The organism is Streptomyces griseiscabiei (genome assembly GCF_020010925.1).
Taxonomy (GTDB): Bacteria; Actinomycetota; Actinomycetes; order Streptomycetales; family Streptomycetaceae; genus Streptomyces; species Streptomyces griseiscabiei.
Genome location: NZ_JAGJBZ010000001.1, coordinates 1,051,490 through 1,065,903 on the forward strand (window position 1 = coordinate 1,051,490; position 14,414 = coordinate 1,065,903).

Annotated in this window: 13 protein-coding genes; 6 read left to right on the top strand and 7 right to left on the bottom strand. The window is 71.6% G+C overall.

Annotation, left to right across the window (positions count from 1 at the left end):
- Positions 1-114: 114 nt before the first annotated feature.
- From J8M51_RS04515 to J8M51_RS04525, 3 genes are all read right to left on the bottom strand, one after another.
- Entirely contained in the window at positions 115-1,002 is an 888-nt protein-coding gene (locus tag J8M51_RS04515) for a RimK family alpha-L-glutamate ligase (RefSeq protein ID WP_086757706.1), read from the bottom strand.
- Complete coding sequence (locus J8M51_RS04520; protein WP_086757724.1) at positions 999-1,187, bottom strand: lysine biosynthesis protein LysW; 189 nt, start codon at positions 1,185-1,187, stop codon at positions 999-1,001. The genes J8M51_RS04515 and J8M51_RS04520 overlap by 4 nt, the downstream gene beginning before the upstream one ends.
- A gap of 332 nt (positions 1,188-1,519) precedes the next feature.
- Complete coding sequence (locus J8M51_RS04525; protein ID WP_179203195.1) at positions 1,520-1,657, bottom strand: hypothetical protein; 138 nt, start codon at positions 1,655-1,657, stop codon at positions 1,520-1,522.
- Between the two features lie 149 nt (positions 1,658-1,806).
- Between J8M51_RS04525 and J8M51_RS04530 the strand changes: the two genes are divergently transcribed.
- The gene (locus J8M51_RS04530; protein WP_086757708.1) at positions 1,807-2,817 is read left to right on the top strand and encodes a LuxR C-terminal-related transcriptional regulator; all 1,011 of its coding nucleotides are present in this window, start codon (positions 1,807-1,809) and stop codon (positions 2,815-2,817) included.
- 36 nt (positions 2,818-2,853) lie between these two features.
- Here the strand turns inward: J8M51_RS04530 and J8M51_RS04535 are convergent, their stop codons facing one another.
- Positions 2,854-3,900, bottom strand: coding sequence for an esterase-like activity of phytase family protein (locus tag J8M51_RS04535; protein ID WP_086757709.1), 1,047 nt, complete (start codon positions 3,898-3,900; stop codon positions 2,854-2,856).
- Positions 3,901-4,459: 559 nt separating this feature from the next.
- Positions 4,460-5,353 (bottom strand): serine hydrolase, encoded by an 894-nt coding sequence (locus J8M51_RS04540; protein ID WP_179203196.1) that lies wholly within the window; start codon positions 5,351-5,353, stop codon positions 4,460-4,462.
- Positions 5,354-5,614: 261 nt separating this feature from the next.
- On the opposite strand from J8M51_RS04540, the gene J8M51_RS04545 reads away from it, so the two are divergent.
- A complete protein-coding gene (locus J8M51_RS04545; protein ID WP_086757711.1) occupies positions 5,615-5,980 on the top strand; it encodes a DUF4180 domain-containing protein in 366 nt (121 codons plus the stop codon).
- Here the strand turns inward: J8M51_RS04545 and J8M51_RS04550 are convergent.
- A complete protein-coding gene (locus J8M51_RS04550) occupies positions 5,885-7,282 on the bottom strand; it encodes a phosphatase PAP2 family protein (protein ID WP_256965235.1) in 1,398 nt (465 codons plus the stop codon). The two genes, J8M51_RS04545 and J8M51_RS04550, sit on opposite strands and share 96 nt — an antisense overlap.
- 514 nt (positions 7,283-7,796) lie before the next feature.
- On the opposite strand from J8M51_RS04550, the gene J8M51_RS04555 reads away from it, so the two are divergent.
- From J8M51_RS04555 to J8M51_RS04565, 3 genes are all read left to right on the top strand, one after another.
- Positions 7,797-8,600: an endonuclease I family protein gene (locus J8M51_RS04555; protein ID WP_086757714.1), complete on the top strand. Its 804-nt coding sequence runs from the start codon at positions 7,797-7,799 to the stop codon at positions 8,598-8,600.
- Positions 8,601-8,775: 175 nt separating this feature from the next.
- Complete coding sequence (locus J8M51_RS04560) at positions 8,776-10,959, top strand: ArnT family glycosyltransferase (RefSeq protein ID WP_267298979.1); 2,184 nt, start codon at positions 8,776-8,778, stop codon at positions 10,957-10,959.
- A 179-nt stretch (positions 10,960-11,138) separates the two neighbouring features.
- Positions 11,139-12,656: an FG-GAP-like repeat-containing protein gene (locus tag J8M51_RS04565; protein WP_086757715.1), complete on the top strand. Its 1,518-nt coding sequence runs from the start codon at positions 11,139-11,141 to the stop codon at positions 12,654-12,656.
- A 106-nt stretch (positions 12,657-12,762) separates the two neighbouring features.
- On the opposite strand, the gene J8M51_RS04570 is transcribed toward J8M51_RS04565, so the two are convergent.
- Complete coding sequence (locus J8M51_RS04570; protein WP_256965239.1) at positions 12,763-13,683, bottom strand: alpha/beta fold hydrolase; 921 nt, start codon at positions 13,681-13,683, stop codon at positions 12,763-12,765.
- Positions 13,684-13,797: 114 nt separating this feature from the next.
- Here J8M51_RS04570 and J8M51_RS04575 point away from each other — a divergent pair, with 114 nt between their 5' ends.
- Positions 13,798-14,412 carry a TetR/AcrR family transcriptional regulator gene (locus tag J8M51_RS04575; RefSeq protein ID WP_086757718.1) on the top strand — a complete coding sequence of 205 codons (615 nt, stop codon included), beginning with the start codon at positions 13,798-13,800 and terminating at the stop codon, positions 14,410-14,412.
- Positions 14,413-14,414: the final 2 nt, after the last annotated feature.

Below are 14,414 nucleotides of genomic sequence, written 5' to 3' on the forward strand. Positions count from 1 at the left end.
CAGGGGCGCGGGGAACTGTGCGACCAGCCCCCACCGGACCCGCGGACGGGGGTCGAAGGGGCGCAGCCCCTGGGGATGGGACGGGTAGGGGCGGCGGGGGCGAAAGGAACCTGCCTAGGCGGCCGCAGGCGCGGGCACAGCCTCGGCGAGCCGCTCGGCGACATACGCCGCGTACAACCCCGCCACATCCACCCCATGCGCCGCGGACGACTTGGCGAACTCCGGATTGGCGTTCACCTCAAGCACCAACAGCTCCCCGGCGACCCGGTCCTCGACCAGATCCACCCCGTAGAACCCGGGCCCCAGCACATCCACCACCCGCTGACACAGCTTGTCGATCTCCGCGGTCACCTCGACCCGCTCGACCCGCGCCCCCAGATGCGTGTTGGTCCGCCAGTCCTCGGACACCCGCTGGATCGCCACGACGGGCGTCCGCCCCACCACCACGACCCGCAGATCGTGGCCCGGCTTGTCGACGTACGCCTGCACGACGACGGGGAACAGCTTCCCGCCCGCGTCCGCGGACTCCCGTCCCCCGGCCCACGCCTCGACACACTCCGCGTTGGCCATCTTGGTGACCCCCCGCCCCCATGACCCACTGACGGGTTTGACGACGGCCGGCATCCCCAACTCACCGACGGCGGCGCGCACCTGGTCGTAGCTGAAGGCGTGCCGGGTGACCGGATGCGGGATGTCGTGCCGGGCGAAGAGCAGCGACTGCAGCCCCTTGTCGTTGCACGCCTCGATGACGGAGGACCGGTTGAGGGTGGTCACCCCGGCGTACTCCAGCCGCCGGGAGACGCTGATGGCGTCCCGGTGGGACAGGTTGCGGATCACGGCGAGGGCGGGCGGGCCGCCGGTGCGGCCCGCCACCACCTCCGCCAGATCCTCCATCAGCAACGGCCGGGCCGTCAGCCCCTCGGCCCGCAGCGCCCCGAGGAGCAGCTTCTCCTCGGGCCGCAGCATCGTCACCGAGAGCAGGACCTGATCGGCGGTCGTCACTCGCCCCAGTCCTCTTCCACCTCGGGGGCGAGGTCGAGCCGCGCCCCGGCGGCGGACTTCTCGACCACCTCGTGCTCCTGGCCGCAGGCCGCGCACTCGGTGATCTCCCCCTTTTCCCAGTCCTCCTGGACCTCGAATTCCGTGTCGCACACCAAGCACTTCGGTGCGGCAATGGCGGTGGTCATTTCCTCGGTCTCCCTCGTTCGTTCAATGTGAAACCGCCTCCTGTAGGAGCCCCGGAACGGGCAGGCGGAATTCACCGGACTTCGTTTGGACATCGCCAGGACATCGCGTGGACATCGCTCCGGTCGGAGGTGGTTCCGCCAACCGCTTTCTTTGCGAACTCACACACCCGGTCCCGCGCCGTGACGACTCGTCGGCCAGGTCCGTCCAAGCGGGCGGGGCGCCGGCGGCGTACGAGCGCTGTGTGAGCGTTGCCTCAGCACCGCGTGATCACCACGCCCGCTCTACGCGCGTTTTGCGTTGGCTTTACCCGCTCTTCGACCGGAGTCCGGGCTCACGGCCAGCCGGGGTCGCCCGGGGCGTTGGACGCCTGGGCATGGGCGACCGTGGTGCGGTCGGCCGCCTCGGCGGTGACGGAAAGGGTCAGCACCGCGGCGGCGACAAGAGCGAGTGCCGCGGCGATTCTGTTCATGTACTTCATTTCCCGTATCCCCCTGAAGAATTCTCGGACTTGCGGCTCCCCGCCGCTGTCCACACGAAGAGCATGCCGGGGTCCGCCGGTTGCCGGAAGGGATTGAAGGGGTCATGATCGTGCACTGCAGGAATCTGAAGGGGGCAGGCATGTGCGGAGAGTCGGACATAGGCGGGGGCGCCGAGACCCGGGGGGAGGTGTGCGGTGAAGGCATCGAGTTCTATCGCACCGCCCTGTCGGCGGGAAGGGTTCCGCGCGCGGAGGCACCCGCGTGTGTGAGCGCGTTCGGGCTCGTGGTGCCGGCGGTGGACGACCCGGAGACGCTGGTGCCGATCCCGCCCTCGGTGGCGAGCGCGGCGCTGGCGCACCCGCTGGAGCGGCTCATCCTGGACCAGCAGCAGGCCCTGGCCGCCGTACGGGCGTCGATGTCGCAGGCGGAGAGCGTCTACCGCGCCGCCCGCCGGCTGGAGAGCGAGTCCTCGCAGCGCCTCACGCCCGCACCGGCCATCACCGCCGCGCTGGACGAGGCGATCCGGGGCACGAGGAACGAACTGCTGACCGCGCACCCGGGTGGCAGACGCCCCGAGGAGGTCCTGGTCAAGGCGTTGCCGCGCACGCTGGAGGCACATCGCAAGGGCGTCAAGCAGCGCACGCTCTACCAGCACACCGTGCGCGCCCACGGGCCGACGCTCGACTACATCAAGCAGGTCACCGAGCTGGGTGTGGAGGTGCGTACGGTCGACGAGGTGTTCGACCGGATGATCATCTGCGACCGTGCCGTGGCCTTCATCCCGGACATGGGCAAGGACCACGGCACCCACGCCCTCAAGGTCACCGACCCCGGCGTGGTGCACTTCCTGGTCTCCGCCTTCGAGTACGCCTGGGAGCGGGCGAAGCCGGTCGTCTACGAGCACGACCAGCAACGCCCTCCGCTCCTCACCGACGAGACCCGGCTGCATGTGCTGCGCCTCATGGTCGACGGCTACACCGACGCCGCCATCGCCGGGCGGCTGGGCATCAGTGCCCGTACCGTCGCCAGCCACCTCAAGAAGGTCGGCGATCTGCTGGGCAGCAACAGCCGCGCCCAGCTCGCCTATCTCACCGCGAAGAGCGGCCTGTTGGAGGACGCGGCGGACTGCGACTGCGAGCGGCGGGCCTGACGGAGGGGTGGCGGGCAGGGGTGTGTCGGGCGGGGGTCAGGCCATCCGGACCCGGAGGGAGTAGAACCGGGTCGTCTGGGCGGCGTTCTGGTTGTCGTCGCTGGTCAGGAGGACGTTCAGACGACCGCCGGCCCACGGCCCCCCGGTGACGGCCATCCCCTCGATGTTGTCCAGCAGGGGATTCGGCTGCGGCTGCTTCGCCGTGGCGCCCAGGCTCGGGCAGTCCACCAGGTCGGCGAGGAGTGCCTTGCGGACGAGCCGTACGCCGTCGCCGTCCCGGCCGGTGAGGACGTCGACGCCGCTGGTGTCGGTCGCGCGGCGGGTGTCGGCGGCGTAGAGGCGGACCGTGTTGCCGACCCCGGCGGTGAAGCCGCGCTCCAGGACGAGCAGCCGTCCGCCCGGGAGACCCGCCACCTCGACGACACCGAGGCCGGTGTCGGCGCGGTAGCCGTACTGGCCGGAGAGCGCGAAGTCCCGTCCGCCGCCGTGCCGTTGCCAGGTCTGGAGGCGGACGGTCCCGGCGGCGTCACCGAAGAGGGCCCCCTCCATGGAGGCCAGCAGCGTGCGTCCGCCGGGCAGCAGGGTGAGCCCCTCGAAGGTCTGGTTGGCGGTGGCCCGCCCGGCCGGGGCGACCTTCAGCGCGTCGGGGACGGGCAGGCTGCCGAGGATCCGCCCCCGCCGGTCGTACCGCCGTACGGTCGGCTCGGTCTCGGAGGTGATGAGCCGGGTGCCGTCCCGGTCGACGGCCACCGCCTCGGAGTCGAGCGCGGCGCCGGTCTCGGTGACGAGCGGGAGGGCGCCCTTCGGGCGGAGCGTGCGGGGGTCGAGGGTGAGGAGGGAGGAGCGGTCGGAGACGGCGAGGAGCGAGCCGTCGCGGTCGACGGCGAGGCCGGAGAGGTTCCCGACGAACGTGTCCTCGTACGTCGTCTTGTCGAGGACGTCGGAATAACCCGCGATCGACACCGACGGCGAACAGGCGTGCGGGCGCGGCGAGTCGGCGTGCACCGGCGCGGCGGCGGCGAGTGCGGTCGTGGCCGCCGCCAGGCCGGCGGTGAGGGCGGCGAGAAGGGTTCGCAGAGGCATGGCGTCACGGTAGGACGCCCCCGGTGATACGGAGATGGCCCCGCCATGAACGTCCGGATGTCATCCGGAACCTTGGGCGCCTGATGACTCGGGACCGCGGGCCAGATGGCGACTGCGGCCCCGGCGGGACTTCTCGCGCAGTTCCCCGCGCCCCTAAAGGCCCAGGCCCCTGCGGGCCTGAAAAGACCACGGGCGGACTGACGGCGGACGTCGGCGGACTGACGGCGGGCGTCGGCGGACTGACGGCGGACGTCGGCGGACTGACGGCGGACGTCGGCGGACTGACGGCGGACGTCGGCGGACTGACGGCGGACGTCGGCGGACTGACGGCGGACGTCGGCGGACTGACGGCGGACGTCGGCGGACTGACGGCGGACGTCGGCGGACTGACGGCGGACGTCGGCGGACTGACGGCGGACGTCGGCGGACTGACGGCGGACGTCGGCGGACTGACGGCGGGGAAAAGCAAGGGGCGGAGCCCCTGCTTTTCAGGGGCGCGGGGAACTGCGCGAACAGCCCCCACGCACCCGCACCCGCCGACGAAACCCGAACCCCCGAGCTACTGGGCGCCCTCAGGAACCGGAACGGTCGCCTCCTGCGGCCGATCCGTCGGCACGTACCGCTCCACGTTCACGGTCGCCCCCGACGCCGTCTTCTTCGGCGGCACCAGATCCTTGTGGATGGCCTTGGAGACGGCCTGGATCGTGTTCACCCCGTACTGCATGTCCGGATTGCCATGGGTGAGGACGGTGATCGTGTAGTCCCGCCCACCCCCCACGAACGTACCGACGCTGTGCACCCGCCACCCGTGCGTGGCACGGGACAGCCACCCGTTCTTGACGTGCACCTTCACCGTGGACGGCGCCCCGGCCGGGGTGCCCCAGCGCTGCGAGGCGACGACCTGGTTCATGAGCTTGAGCGTGTACGCGCGCGCGTTGTCGCTCAGGACGGTGTTCTTCGCGGTGAGCAGCGCGAGCAGCCGCTGCTCGTCCCGGACGGTGATCTGGGTGAGACCCCAGTAGTTGTTCGCGCCCGGCTTGGTCTGCGTCATCTTGGCGGCCGTGAGGAACGCCTGGATCTTCTTCACGCCGAGCTGCTTCCACAGGGTGCTCGTGGAGGCGTTGTCCGACTTGGTGATCATGGCGGTCGCGAGCTTGGTCTCGCGGTCGGTGAGGTACCGGTTGGTCTTCTTGGCGTCGAAGAGCAGGGCCGCGAGCACGGTGACCTTCACGACGCTGGCCGAGTCGAAGGCGGTGTCGCCGCGGAGCGTGCAGGTGGTGTTGGTCGCGCGGTCGTACACGCCGACCGCCACCGTCCCCTTCCGCTTCGCCAGCGCCGCCGTGATGTCCTTCTTCAGCTTGTCGGCCAGCCCGGCCTGCTTCGACGTACAGCTGACGGCGGGCGCGGCGGCGGCGGCCGGCGCGAACGCCACCGCCGCCGACGTGATGGCCATCCCGGCCCCGAGCCCCGCCGCAAGCACACGCGTCCGTACGGACGTCCGTGACACCCGGGATACCCCCGATATCCGGTGAGTCATAAAAACGCTTCCCATCCCGTTGATTGACTGGAACCCGCCTATGGCGGATTCACCACAGTCGACTCGCGAGAGTGAGCGATAGTTGTACGTCAGTTCGCATCGGATTTCCGCCACCCGTACGGCCGGTACGCGATCACCCGCGGCGGCCCGGCGCGGTGACCCCGTAGCCTCGGCCCCATGACCACCACCCTGGAGACGATCCACGACGTACCCGTCCTGATGTGCGCCCCCGAGGGCGAGGTGATCGCCAAGGAGAGCGACGCGCTCGATCTCATCGGGAACGCCGGGTATCAGGGCGCCGCCTGGGTCGTCGTGCCCGTCGAGCGGTTCGACGAGGCGTTCTTCCGGCTGAGCACCCGGCTCGCGGGGGACGTCGTCCAGAAGTTCGTGCAGTACGGGGTCGGGCTCGTCGTCGTCGGTGACATCTCCCGCTACACGGCCGCCAGTTCAGCCCTGACGGACTTTGTCCGTGAGTGCAACCGCAACCGGCAGACGTGGTTCCTGGCGGACGTCGACGAGCTGCGGGAGCGCCTCACGGGCTGAGGCCCCCGGTCCCGTCCCGGGCCCCGTTGTGGGCCCCGGCCCCGGTTCGGGCTCCGCCTCCGCCGTCCACCGCCGGTCGAGCCGGAAGTAGCCGTACACCACCGAGCCCATCGCCAGGAGGAGGAGAGGTCCGTACACCCACGGGTGCCGGGCCATCTCCACCGGCAGATAGCGGTAGGCCACCAGCAGCGCGACGAACACCGTCGCGCCGTGGGCGACCAGTCGCAGCCCCGAGCGGTCCCAGCCGCGGTCGATCGTGCGCAGTGCCGTCTCGATGGTGAGCGTGAAGACGACCCCGGCGATGAGGTCGACGCCGTAGTGGTAGCCGAAGCCCAGCGTCGCGGTGAGCGTGGCGACCAGCCAGAACGTGCCCGCGAAGCGCAGGGCGCGCGGGCCCCGGCGGGAGTGGATGAAGATCGCGGTGGCCCAGGCCGTGTGCAGACTGGGCATGCAGTTGCGCGGGGTGATGTCGTCGTACGGCATCGGGTGCGGGGTGCCGATCGGCGGGGCCGTGCCGGGCCACAGGTTGGCCAGCGCCCAGTGCTCGCCGCCGGTGCCGAACGCGCCCGTGCCGTAGGCGAAGACGGGCCCGACCACCGGGAAGATCATGTAGATGCCCGGCCCGAGGAGGCCTATCAGCAGGAAGGTGCGCACCAGGTGGTGGCGGGGGAAGCGGCGTTCGGTCCGCACGTGCCGCAGCTGGTAGAGCGCGACGACGACCGCGGCCACCGCGAGCTGGACGTAGACCCAGTCGAGGAGGGTGGAGCCGACCGGGCCGGTGGCCCGGAGCATCCGGCCCACCACCCACGACGGGTTGCCGAGCGCGTGGTCGGCGGTGGCCAGGTACGGGTCCAGCACGGTCGGGCGGGTCTTGGAGGTGATCAGCAGCCAGGCGTCACCGGTCTTGCGGCCGGCCACCAGCAGCAGGCCGAGCCCCACGCCCTTGAGCAGCAGCGTCCGTTCACGGCCGGTGCGGCGGGTGACGGCGATGACCGCGCAGCCGAGCAGCACCCACAGCGCGCCGTTGCCGAACATCATCTCGGCGTCGAGAGCCCATCGCACCAGGAAGAAGACGAGGTCGATACCGAGTGCGACCCCGAGCGCGATGAAGCGCTGCCGCCAGGTGAGCACCACCATCGTCAACGCCATGCTGGCGTACAGCAAAGGCCCCGATTTCGGGGCGAAGAAGACTTCTCGCGCCTGATTGGTGATCGGCCCCGGCAGACCGTATCCCCGCGAGACGATCTCCAGCGCGGACACGAATCCGACGGCCACGACGGCCATCGCGGCCCACAGAACCACCCTCGGCCGGCGCCATGCGGTGGACGCGAAAGCGCTGCGTATGCGCGGGAGGACCCGCGAGGCTATGGATATCACCTATCCGGCCGATGCCTTGTTCGGTCGAGCAGGTCTCTTCTTGGTGGACAGCATGACTTCCCGGTGAGTGGGTGGGCCACGGGTGAGTGACGGGCGGGTGAACCGGAACACGACGGACGTGATCGCTCTATTGAAGACTGTCAATCGTCTGTCAAGGTTGCCCGATACCGGCCAACTCTGTGCACCGAAATACGGCCCCAGCACGCCCGAATCCCCACGTCAATGAGGGTCTCCCCTTGACTCGGGGCGCAGGTAGGGGAGTTGGGGCACGAGGGTTGCCCCGTTCTTCAGAACGTCACCGAATCGCCTCACATTCGTAACACATGGACTGACCCGTCCATGCCAATCTCTCGGTTACCCACACAGTCAACCCGCGTAGAACGAGGCTCCCCGAACCAACTCCTCGTCCTGCGCGGCCCTCTGGGAAGGGACACCCCTCATGCCCGCTGCGCGGATACGCAGTTGGAAGTCGGTCGCTCTCGCGACGTCGGCCGTGCTCGTCGGTATCGTCCTCCCGGCGGCCACCGCCACCCCCGCCTCGGCGACGACGACCGCGTACGACGACACGTACTACGCGAACGCGATCGGCAAGACCGGTACGGCCCTGAAGTCCTCCCTGCACACGATCATCAGCGACCAGACGACGATCTCGTACTCGGCGGTCTGGAACGCCCTGAAGGTCACCGACCAGGACCCGAGCAACAGCAGCAACGTCAAGCTGCTGTACAGCGGCATCTCCCGCAGCAAGTCCCTCAACGGCGGCAACTCCGGCAACTGGAACCGCGAGCACGTGTGGGCCCAGTCGCACGGCGACTTCGGCACCTCCGCCGGACCCGGCACCGACCTGCACCATCTGCGCCCCGAGGACGTGGCGGTCAACGCCCGGCGCGGCAACCTGGACTTCGACAACGGCGGCAGCAGCTTCACCAACAGCGGTGGCAGCCTCGTCGACTCGAACTCCTTCGAGCCCCGCGACGCGGTCAAGGGCGATGTGGCCCGCATGATCCTGTACATGGCCGTCCGCTACGAGGGCGACGACGGCTGGCCCAACCTGGAGCCCAACGACCTCGTCACCAACGGCGGCACCCGCTTCCACGGCCGGCTCTCCGTCCTGAAGACCTGGAACGACGAGGACCCGCCGGACTCCTTCGAGGAGCGCCGCAACGAGATCATCTACGACGACTACCAGGGCAACCGCAACCCGTTCATCGACCACCCCGAGTGGGTCGAGGCGATCTGGTAGCGGAAGCGTCCGGCAACGGCTACGCGCGGCGAACCCCCGGCCCGGCGGCCGGGGGTTCGCCGTGTTCACAGCGGCCCTCTACCCCGCCCGCCCTTTACCCGCCCCTGTGTGGATTCACAGGCCGCTGCCAGGCACGCCACAGTGCGCGCCCATGCCGTCGCCGCACGGTGCGGTGGTGACATCTGCCACCGATCCACGTCCCCACGCCCCGCTCGCCACCGACGGCGCCGAGCCGCCGTCACCGACGACCGCGCCCACCACGTCCGTACGACCGCCGGAGGCCGCGCCCCGCTGGTCGCTGCCCGCGCTGATCGGGATCATGGTCCTGGCCGGGGTGCTGTACTCCTGGAACCTGTCCTCCTCCGGCCTCAACAGCTTCTACAGCGCGGCGGTGCTGAGCGGCACGGAGAGCTGGAAGGCGTGGTTCTTCGGCTCGCTGGACGCGGGGAACTTCCTCACCGTCGACAAGCCGCCGTTCGTGCTGATGGTGATGGGGCTGTCGTGCCGGGTGTTCGGTTTCGGCACCTGGCAGATGATGGCGCCGCTGATCGCCTCCGCGCTCGGCACGATCTGGATCCTGCACTCCTCCGTGAAGCGGGTCTGGGGCCACGGGGCGGCGGCCGTCGCCGCGCTCGTGCTCGCCCTCACCCCGATCACGGTCGCCATCAACCGTGACAACAACCCCGACACCCTTCTCGTGTTCCTGATGGCCGCGGGCGCGGCCCTCGCGCTGCGGGCCGTGCACAACGGCCGGCTGCTGCCGCTGCTCGGCTCGGCCGTCTGCTTCGGTCTCGCCTTCAACACCAAGATGCTCCAGGGCTACATCGCCCTGCCCGCCGTCTTCGCCGTCTACCTGTACGCGGCCGATCTCCGTCTGGTGAGGCGGATCGTCAACCTGGCGCTCGCGGGCGTGGCACTGGCCGTCTCCAGCTTCTGGTGGGCGGCGGCCGTCTCCCTCGTCCCCGCCGACGAGCGGCCGTACATCGGCGGCTCCACGGACGGCACCGCCTGGAACCTGATCATGGGCTACAACGGCCTGGGCCGGATCCTCGGCGGCGAGGGCAACGGCGGCGGGGGTGGCGGCGGAGGCGGCGGCTTCTCCGGCACCGCGGGCCTCGGCCGGATGTTCAACGACGTCCTCGGCGGCCAGATCTCCTGGCTGCTGCCGTTCGCCGGTGTCGCGCTCGTCGGTGGGCTGGTGCTGTGCGGACGCGCCCCGCGTACGGACCTCACCCGCGCGGCGCTGGTGATGTGGGGCGGCTGGACCGCCCTGCACTACCTGACGTTCAGCCTCGCCGAGGGCACGATGCACCCGTACTACACGACCGCGCTCGCCCCCGGCATCGCGGCCCTGAGCGGAGGCGGCGGCCTGATGCTGCTGCGCGCGTTCCGCGACGACAAGCGGTGGCTGTGGGTGCTGCCGGCCGCGTTCGCGGTGACGGGGGTGTGGGCGGTCGTCCTGCTGCGCCGGGCGACGGACTGGAACACCTGGCTGTGGCCGGCGGTCGCGGTCGTGATGGCCGGCGCGGTGGCGGGCCTGATCGTCTTCCGCTCCAGCACGTCCGGCACCCGGCCGCGCCTCCTGGCCGCCTCCCTCGCCGCGGCGGTCCTCGCCTCGGTCGCGGGCCCGGCCGCGTACGCCGCCACCGAACTCTCCGCCACGGGCGGCGGCATGGGCGGCACCAACCCGACCGCCGGGCCCACGACGGGGAGCGGCATGGGCGGCGGCCCCGGCGGGGGCGGCGGCAACCGCGCGGGCGGCGGCGGTCCCGGTGGCGGCGGCTTCCCGGGCGGCGGCCAGATGGGTACGCCTCCGAGTGGCGCCCCCGGCGGCACCCAGCAAGGCGGGCAGCCCGGCGGCGGCCAGGCCCCGCAGGGCGGTACGAGCGGCGGACCCGGCGGCGGTGGCGGTGGCGGCATGGGAGGCGGCGGCGGAGGCGGGATGGGCGGTGGCGGCGCGAGCAGCGAGCTGATCTCCTATCTGAAGAAGAACCAGGACGGCGCCAAGTGGCTGCTCGCGGTGTCGAGTTCGCAGAGCGCGGCGCAGCTCATCCTCAGCAGCGGCGAGCCCGTCATCTCCATGTGGGGCTGGTCCGGCAGCGACCGGGCCATGACCCTCACCAAGCTCAAGGAACTCGTGAAGGCCGGCGAACTGCACTACATCCAGCTCGGCGGGGGCATGGGCGGCGGCCCCGGCGGCACCTCCTCCCTCAGCTCCGAGGTGACCGCCTGGGTGCAGAAGAACGGCACGGCGGTGAAGGCGAGCGAGTACGGCGGCGGTACGGCCTCGGAGGCGTCGTCGGGTGACACCGACACGTCGGCGAGCGTGTACCGCCTGGACGCGTCGGACGTGAAGTAACCGGGCCGGCCCCTCCTCCCCTCCCACGAGGGCCCCCGGACGCACCGGCGTCCGGGGGCCCTCGGCAGTTACCCACCCATGACATTCGGGCGTACAACCGATGAACCCCCGATCGAGTCGGACTCCATGGACGCGGCGCTTCCGCCGTGCCCGACCCCGCCGACCCGAAAGGCACGTGCATGTCACGAGCAGGAGCAGTCGCACGAGCAGGAGCACGACGCGGCACCCGCACGGCACGGCTGAGCGCCCCCGTCGCCGCGGTGGTACTGCTGGCCGGAGGCCTGACCGCGATGTCGCTCGGCCCGGCCTCGGCGGCCCCCGCGAAGGTGGGCGTGGCGGACGACTTCAACGGCGACGGCTACGCCGACCTGGTCGTGGGCGCCCCGAACGGCACGGTGTCCGGGAAGGCCAAGGCCGGCTATGTGGCCGTCCTGTACGGCTCGAAGAGCGGCGTCTCGCCCTCGAAGGCCGCGCAGCGGAAGCTGATCAGCCGCTCGACCAGCGGTGTCCCCGGCTCGGCCGCCGCGAACCAGCGCTTCGGCACGACGTTCACCAAGGGCGACCTGGACCGGGACGGCTACGGCGACCTGGTGATCGCGGGCGGCACGGCGGGCTCGGTGATCGTCTGGGGTTCGGCGTCCGGGCTGACCGGCGGGACGAGCCTCGCCCAGTACGGGGCGGCCCCGCAGGCGGGCGACTTCGACGGCGACGGCAAGACCGACCTGGCGCTGTTCTCCGCGCAGTCGATCAGCGGCGACGACCCCGAGGGCGCCCCGGCGGCCCTGTGGAAGGGTCCGGTCTCCCGCGCGGGCAAGCCCGCCGCCGTGCTCAACCTCCTCGACAAGTCCCTGTGGTGGGGCTGGAACGAGGACGACGCCTCCTGCGCGACCGGCGGCGGCTGCGAGAACGGCCCGGCCTCCATCACCGGTCCGGTCGTCTCCGGCCAGGTCGGCGACGTCAACGGCGACGGCCGGGACGACCTCGTCCAGTGGCACTACACGGGCGACGGCACCTGGGGCAACCGCCTTCTCCTGGGCGCGAGTTCGGGCTTCAAGCGGGGCTGGGTGCCCGGCGACGACGTGAGCCGCGACCCGGCGGGCACGGGCATCGGCGACATCAACCGCGACGGCTACGACGACGTGGTCGTGGGCGCCGACGGCTGGACCGACCAGGTCCGGGTGGCGTACGGCTCCGCGGCCGGCCTCTCCGAGGCGAGCACCAAGACCTTCGACCAGAACCTCCCGGGCTTCCCCGGCGCCCAGGAGGAGGGCGACCTCGTCGGCTCGGCGGTCTCGGTCGCCGATGTCACCGGTGACGGTTACGCCGACATCGCCCTCGGCATCGCGTACGAGGACGTGACGGACATCGTCAACACGGGCTCGGTCGCCCTGGTCCCCGGCGGCGCGGCCGGTGTCACGGGCGCGGGCACGAAGGTGTTCCACCAGAACACCGCCGGGGTCCCCGGCGCCGCCGAGGCGGAGGACAGGTTCGGCACCACCACGGCCCTGCTGGACCTCGACGGCGACGGCCACGCCGACCTCGTCGTGGGCGCCCCCGCCGAGAACAGCGACAACGGCGCCGTCTGGGTCCTCCCCGGCACCACCACCGGCCCGACCACCACCTCGGCCCAGTCCTTCGGCCCCGGCGGCGTGGCGGGCCCGACGACGGACGCGGCGTTCGGCGCGGCACTGCGCTGAGCGCGTTCCGGTTCGGTGCGACCCGGCGCTGACCTCGCCCCGGTTCGGTGCGGCCACCGCCGCCCGGTCGCACCGAACCGGGTCCGGCCGTGGGGCCCTCAGCCCCTCAGCCCGTGTGCCGCAGGATCTCCTCGGCCAACCGGCCGTCCAGGGCGCTCGGCAGGGTGTGCCCCAGCCCCTCGATCATGACCAGCCGGGCGCCGGGGATCGCGGCGGCGGTGGCCTCCGCGTGGGCGGGCGGGAACATCGGGTCCTCGGTGCCGTGGAGGACGAGGGTCGGGGCGGTGACGGAGGCGAGGGCGGCGGTGTCGTCCCCGCCGGCCGCCCCGGCGAGGGTGTGGTTGAGCCCGGCGGCCAGGTCGCGCGCCCGCTCGTACACCCGCCGTTCCATGGCCCGGTACTCCCCCTCCTCGAACGGCAGCACCGAGCCGTGCAGCACCCGCCACAGCGGCAGCCGGAGGGCGAGATGACCCTCCAGCCCCGCCCCTGGGTCGGGGAGGGTACCGGCGAGCACGGTCAGCAACTCGGTGCTGGGCGGCGGCAGTTCGCCCGGCTCCGGCGGCGTCCCCGCCAGGGCCCGCAGCACCGCCGCCGCCGTGTCCGTGCCCAGCGGCTGGGAGGACAGGCTCGTCAGGGTCAGCACCCGCCCCGGATCGGTGACGGCGACGCGCTGCGCGATGATCCCGCCCAGCGACGCGCCCACGAGATGCGCCCGCTCCACCCCGAACGCGTCCAGCACGGCGAGCGCGTCGGAGGCCAGATCGGCGACGGTGTAGGGCCGTACGGCGAAGTCCACGACGGAGGAGCGCCCGGTGTCCCGGTGGTCGTAGCGGATCACCCGCCGCCCGCCCTCGACCAGACCCCGCACGATCCCGTCGTTCCACTGCACGCCCTGCGCCTGCGCCCCCATCACCAGCAGCACGACCGGATGCCCGGGACTGCCGAACTCCTCGGCCCACAGCTCGATGCCGTCCACGGCGACGATCCGCTCACGGCCGGCCAGGACGTCGTTCGTCTCATCTTCCACTCTATTTTCCTGCATGGTCGTTCAAGATAATGACTCGGCGCGGATCCCGCACGCGATTTCCCGCGGGAACCGGCGAAGTGGACGCCCCGCCACCCCACCCGGCACCCTGACCCCATGGCCGGAGTCAAGGGACAGGTGCAGAAGCGGGGCGTGGAGCGCCGGCGCGCGATGGTGGACGCGGCGATCACGCTCTTCTCGCAGCAGGGGGTACGGGGAACCGGCGTCGCCGCGATCGCGGAGCGGGCGGGTGTCACGCCCTCCGCCCTGATCCACCACTTCGGCAGCAAGGACGGCCTGGTCCAGGCGGTCCTGGAGGAGGCCGACCGCCGCGCGCTGGCCCGGCTGTCCATCGCCCCGGACGCGGAACCCACCCTCGACCAGGCCTTCGCGTGGCTGCTGAGGGACGTCGAGCACACGGCCGTCGCCGAACGCGAACTGACCGCCCTGCACACCACGTTGACGGCCGAGAACCTCGAACCGGGCACCGCCCTGCACACCTGGTTCCGCGACCGGGGCCGGGCCCTGCGGGCGCAGCTGGCCGCCCTCTTCACCCGGGCCGCCGCCGACGGATCGATCCGCCCCGACATGAGACCGGACCTCCTGGCCGCCGAGGTGACCGCCTTCCTCGAAGGCGCGCACTTCATCTGGCTGCTGGACCCCGAACAGGTGGACCTGGCCGCCCTGTGCCACGGCTACTTCGAGGGTCTGAGAGCCCGCCTCCGCCCGTGACC